Origin of the sequence: Pseudomonas sp. FW305-28, from assembly GCF_017351395.1 — a bacterium.
Classification (GTDB): Bacteria; Pseudomonadota; Gammaproteobacteria; order Pseudomonadales; family Pseudomonadaceae; genus Aquipseudomonas; species Aquipseudomonas fluorescens_AA.
The window spans coordinates 1-4,862 of record NZ_JACNDD010000247.1 but is presented as its reverse complement, the minus strand read 5'-3'; the positions used below and the strand labels follow the sequence as shown (position 1 = coordinate 4,862).

At 60.1% G+C, this 4,862-nt stretch carries 4 protein-coding genes; 1 reads left to right on the top strand and 3 read right to left on the bottom strand.

The features are described 5' to 3' along the window. A partial coding sequence (locus J4E53_RS29725) for an NAD(P)/FAD-dependent oxidoreductase (protein ID WP_207268267.1) occupies window positions 1-783 on the bottom strand: 783 nt, incomplete at its 3' end. A 147-nt stretch (window positions 784-930) separates the two neighbouring features. Here J4E53_RS29725 and J4E53_RS29720 point away from each other — a divergent pair. Further along, the gene (locus tag J4E53_RS29720; RefSeq protein ID WP_060742586.1) at window positions 931-1,398 is read left to right on the top strand and encodes an Rrf2 family transcriptional regulator; all 468 of its coding nucleotides are present in this window, start codon (window positions 931-933) and stop codon (window positions 1,396-1,398) included. A 113-nt stretch (window positions 1,399-1,511) separates the two neighbouring features. On the opposite strand, the gene mqo is transcribed toward J4E53_RS29720, so the two are convergent. Continuing rightward, window positions 1,512-3,155 carry a malate dehydrogenase (quinone) gene (gene mqo / locus J4E53_RS29715; RefSeq protein ID WP_103310770.1) on the bottom strand — a complete coding sequence of 548 codons (1,644 nt, stop codon included), beginning with the start codon at window positions 3,153-3,155 and terminating at the stop codon, window positions 1,512-1,514. Window positions 3,156-3,538: 383 nt separating this feature from the next. Further along, complete coding sequence (locus J4E53_RS29710) at window positions 3,539-4,744, bottom strand: DUF1624 domain-containing protein (RefSeq protein WP_259333260.1); 1,206 nt, start codon at window positions 4,742-4,744, stop codon at window positions 3,539-3,541. Between the last annotated feature and the right edge of the window lie 118 nt (window positions 4,745-4,862).

The window sequence follows — 4,862 nt, the reverse complement described above, 5'->3', positions numbered from 1 at the left end:
CACCCCTGGCACGCTGGTTTCCCGGGTCATGTCGCTCTGGATGAAGGCCCCCATCGGCCCGTCCTCGAATTCACATCCCAGGGACTCGGCCAACGGACTGGCGACGCGGGTGCGAGGCAGGACAAACAGGCCTTCGATGCTCACCACTCGACCATTGGCCAACACCACGTCGGCCCGGTCGCCTTCGATGCGCTCGACGTGCTCGGGCACCATTGTGACTCCGCGTCGCTCCAGGCTGGCACGCTGCTCAGGGTCGGGCTCGAACACGCCGCGTGTGAAGAACGTGGTCGGTCCCCAGTCCGGAAGCATCAGCGCATGGTGCAAGGACATTTCCGAGGTCGCCAGCACGCCGATCGGCCCTTGCTCCAGCTCATAGCCATGGCAATACGGACAATGAAACACGCTCTTGCCCCAGCGCTGCGCCAACCCTTCCACGTCGGGCAGCTCATCGATCACACCGGTGGCCAACAGCAGCCGGCGGGCATCGAAGCACTGCCCGTCGCTCGTTGCCAGGGTAAAGCCGTCCGCCACCTTGTTGGCATTGATCACGGTGCCCGATACCCATTCAACGGTCGGATAGGCCATCAGTTGGCGGCGCGCATCCTCGGCGATGTCCCCGGGAGCCCGGCCATCCTGACCGAGAAAGCCATGGGAGCTGGCCGCGAAGCGATTGCGACGCTGGCCGGCATCGATCACCAATACCTTGCGGCGGGCACGGGCCAGTTGCAAGGCTGCGGACATACCGGCGTAGCTGCCGCCTGCGATGATGACGTCATAGCGCATGATCATTCTCCAAGAAAGGTTTCGACGGGTGCGGCAAGGTCACGACACATCGTAAGTTCCTTGAAAAGCACCTGTCAACGATCTCGTAACTTTTGCAATTACAGGCGATACTCACACCCGCCTCCGCCATGGAATACCGCAACGATCATGAGAACCGACACCCGCCTGTCCCGCATGCTGCATGTGTTGATCCACATGGACCGCCACCAGCAATCCGCCACCTCCGATACCATTGCGCAGATGCTCGGCACCAACCCGGTGGTGGTGCGTCGGACCATGGCCTTGCTCAAGGAAAAGGGCTATGTCACGTCGGAAAAAGGCCATCGCGGCGGCTGGACCTTGAGCAAGCCGCTGTCGGAGATGACCTTGCTGGATATCCATCAGGCCTTGGGCAGCACGTCGATCTTCGCCATCGGCCTGTCCACCGATCATCCGCAATGCCTGGTGGAACAAGCGGTGAATGCGGCGTTGACGGATGCGTTCGATGAGGCCCAGGCATTGCTGCTCAAGCGTTTGGGGGCGATTACCCTGGCGCAGTTGGCAGAGGATTTTGATCTGCGGTTTCGACAGGTTTGCGCAGAGGACGGGGCTGACCTTTCGCGGATGGGGCATTGATATTGGTGGGTGTAGCGCCATCGCGAGCAAGCTCGCTCCCACAGGGTTAACCGAGCCAAAAAAAACGCCGCTCAATGAGCGGCGTTTTTGTACCTCACCAGACAGCGTCCGGCTTACAGCGCCATATCAGCCGCTGGGTTGGCTTCACGGGCTTCCGCCGGCTTGGCCGGTGCCGCAGGGGCGCCTGGCTTGCCGATGGCCGGTGGCGGGTCCAGTTGCAGGACCTCGCTGGTGTAGGCCCATTCCTGGGCTACGCGCTCAGGGCTATCGTTGAGCTTGGTGCCGTAGCTCGGCACGATCTGGTGCAGTTTTTCCTGCCAGGCCGGGCTGGCGACCTTGTCCTTGAAGACCTTCTCAAGCACGGTCAGCATGATCGGTGCAGCGGTCGAGGCGCCAGGCGAAGCACCCAGCAGGCCGGCGATGCTGCCGTCCTGGGAGGCAACCACTTCGGTGCCGAGTTTCAGCACGCCGCCCTTCTCTTCGTCACGCTTGATGATCTGCACGCGCTGGCCGGCCTGCCACAGGCGCCAATCTTCTTGCTTGGCCTCCGGGAAGTACTCTTTCAGGGCGTTGAAGCGATCTTCATCCGACAGCATCAGCTGGCCGGCCAGGTATTCGACCAGTGGGTACTGTTCGATACCGACCTTGGTCATCGGCCACATGTTGTGGGTGGTGGTGCTGGTCAGCAGGTCGAAGTACGAGCCGTTCTTCAGGAACTTGGTGGAGAACGTTGCGAACGGGCCAAACAGGATCACGCGCTTGCCATCGAGCACACGGGTGTCCAGGTGTGGAACCGACATCGGCGGTGCGCCCACCGAAGCCTTGCCGTACGCCTTCGCCAGGTGCAGCTGGGCAACGGTCGGGTTTTCGGTGACCAGGAACGAACCACCCACCGGGAAACCTGCGTATTCACGCGCTTCCGGGATGTCGGACTTCTGCAGCAGGTGCAACGCACCGCCACCGGCGCCGATGAACACGAACTTGGCGTCGGTCTCGGTTTCGGTACCGTCTTTCAGGTTCTTGTACGAAACGCGCCAGGTGCCGTCTTCGTTGCGGGTGATGTCTTCCACTTCGCTGGACAGCTTGAGGGAGAAGTTCGGCTTGGTTTGCAGGTAAGCCGCGAATTGACGAGTGATTTCGCCGAAGTTCACGTCAGTACCCAGGGGACTCCAGGTGGCCGCGACTTTCTGGCTCGGGTCACGCCCTTGCATCATCAGCGGAACCCACTTGCTGATCTGCTCGCGATCTTCGGAATACTGCATGCCGGCGAACAACGGACTGGCCTGGAGGGCTTCGTAGCGCTTCTTCAGGAACGCGATGTTCTCGTCGCCCCACAAAAAGCTCATGTGCGGCGTGGAGTTGATGAACGAGCGCGGGTTCTTCAGCACACCGTTCTTGACCTGCCAGGACCAGAACTGGCGGGAGATCTGGAAGGCTTCGTTGATTTCGATGGCCTTGGAGATATCGACCTTGCCGTTCTTGTCTTCCGGCGTGTAGTTCAGTTCAGCCAGCGCAGAGTGACCGGTACCGGCATTGTTCCAGCCGTTAGAGCTCTCTTCGGCAACACCGTCCAGGCGCTCGACCATTTCCATGGTCCAGCCCGGCTCCAGCTCATTGAGCCAGACGCCGAGTGTCGAGCTCATGATGCCCCCACCGATGAGCAAGACATCCACTTTTTTTGGCTCGGCGGCGTGCGTGGTCGCAAGACCCATCGCCATCGCCAGGCCCAGTAGCGCCGTGTGTGTTTTCTTCAACATGTGTGTATCCCTAGGATGGAACGCCATTCCGCCCTCCGGTCCTGATCAATGATAGACCACATCCACGGCCAGCAAAGCCAGGGGGATGGGATCGAGACGGACTGGAGGATGGACCTACAGGGCCGAGCAGATTCGTCGGCCTCTCGTTTATGTCTCTCCGGCGCTGACTTCTTGTAGGTCTTGGCTTCAGCTGGGTGAGGGACGCTGCGAAACGGTGATTATCGAGCTGGCATAGCCGCGCCCGATTGTCGCAGCGGGGGGAGTTTACATAAGGAAATAAACAGACCGAAGCGCATTTTTACATTCTTGGCAAAAACGTCGACCAAATGACGGCATTTTACTGGCCCTGATCGGCGCCTTCCGTGGGGTCAGGGCCCTTCCGGTCAGAAGTACTTGAGGATCGCGATATCACGACGACGCTGTTTGAACCCGGCAAACCAACGTGTCGGGAAAAACAGCGCCACACCCAGCAGCACACTCCATAACCACACCATAGGCAAATCATCGAACCCGAAATAGGTCCCCTGGTTGGTCCCCCAGACGCCAACTGCAATCAGGTACAGCGCCTTGAGCACGTATAGGTGCAGCAGATAAAAGAACATCGGTGCGCCGCCGTAGACCGCCAACAGCGCAATGGCTCCCCGCTCCTGGGCTTTTTCAAAGAGTGCCAGCAACATCAGCCCTATTCCCAGGGTCGGCATCAGGAACATCAACGACGGCGGGTACTTCGTCGCGCTCATGAAGCTCATGAAGGTGCGCAGCGCGTCGCCAGTCTGGACCCAGGGCTTGTCGCCGTACACATTCAGGTACCGGATGAACACGAAGGCCAGCAGCAAGCCCAAACCCATCGTGAACAGCCGGCGCAAACGTACGGCGGGCTCGACGTCCTTGCCGAACCACGGCCCGATGGCCCATCCCAGCAGGATCACGCCGATCCACGGCAGCACCGGATACGTGGTGCGAGCGCGGGTGAACTCGGTGATATCGATGAACGCCCGCTGGTGAAGAATCGACCACGGCACGAAAAACGGAGAATCGGGCCCCAGCACCACACCGTCCAGCAGGTTGTGCCCGGCGACGATGGCCACCCCAAGGACGATCAACCAACGGCGCTTGAAGTGCAGCAACGCGGCCAGGACGATCATGCAGATGCCGATGCACCAGATCACTTGCAACCACAAGGTCTTGGGCGGGAATTCGGCGTTCCAGGCGAAACACACGAAGGTGAGCTCCAGAAACACCAGGAACAGGCCGCGCTTGAGCAGGAACAACGAGGTCTGGCCGGCGCTGTGTTTCTGGCTGTAGAGCCAGGCCGACAAACCAGTGAGGAAGATAAAGACCGGGGCACAGAGCGTACTGAGCAGGCGGGTGAAATACAGATCAGGGGTCACGCTCAGCGCATCGATGGGATCGGTGACCTGACGGTGCAACAGAAACGTCTCGCGAACATGATCCACCAGCATCAGCAGCATGACGAACCCCCGCAGGGCATCGATGGCGAGCATGCGCACATGGTTTTTGGCGGTACTGGCTGCAAGTGCAGGCGCGATGACGCCGGACGGGCTCGTCATGCTTGGGGATTGGCTCATGGCATTACTCGGATGGAAGGTTGTTGGTCCCTGTAAGGCAGGAATGAGAATTCCTGTCAAACGAAATCGGATAACATAACATAAGATCGCTTTCGCGAGCAGGCTCGCCCCCACGAGC

Bases quoted from the DNA above. Each gene is read 5' to 3' on its own strand.
- J4E53_RS29720 (WP_060742586.1), top strand. From the start codon at position 931: ATGAGAACCGACACCCGCCTGTCCCGCATGCTGCATGTGTTGATCCAC.
- mqo (WP_103310770.1), bottom strand. From the start codon at position 3,155: ATGTTGAAGAAAACACACACGGCGCTACTGGGCCTGGCGATGGCGATG.
- J4E53_RS29710 (WP_259333260.1), bottom strand. From the start codon at position 4,744: ATGAGCCAATCCCCAAGCATGACGAGCCCGTCCGGCGTCATCGCGCCT.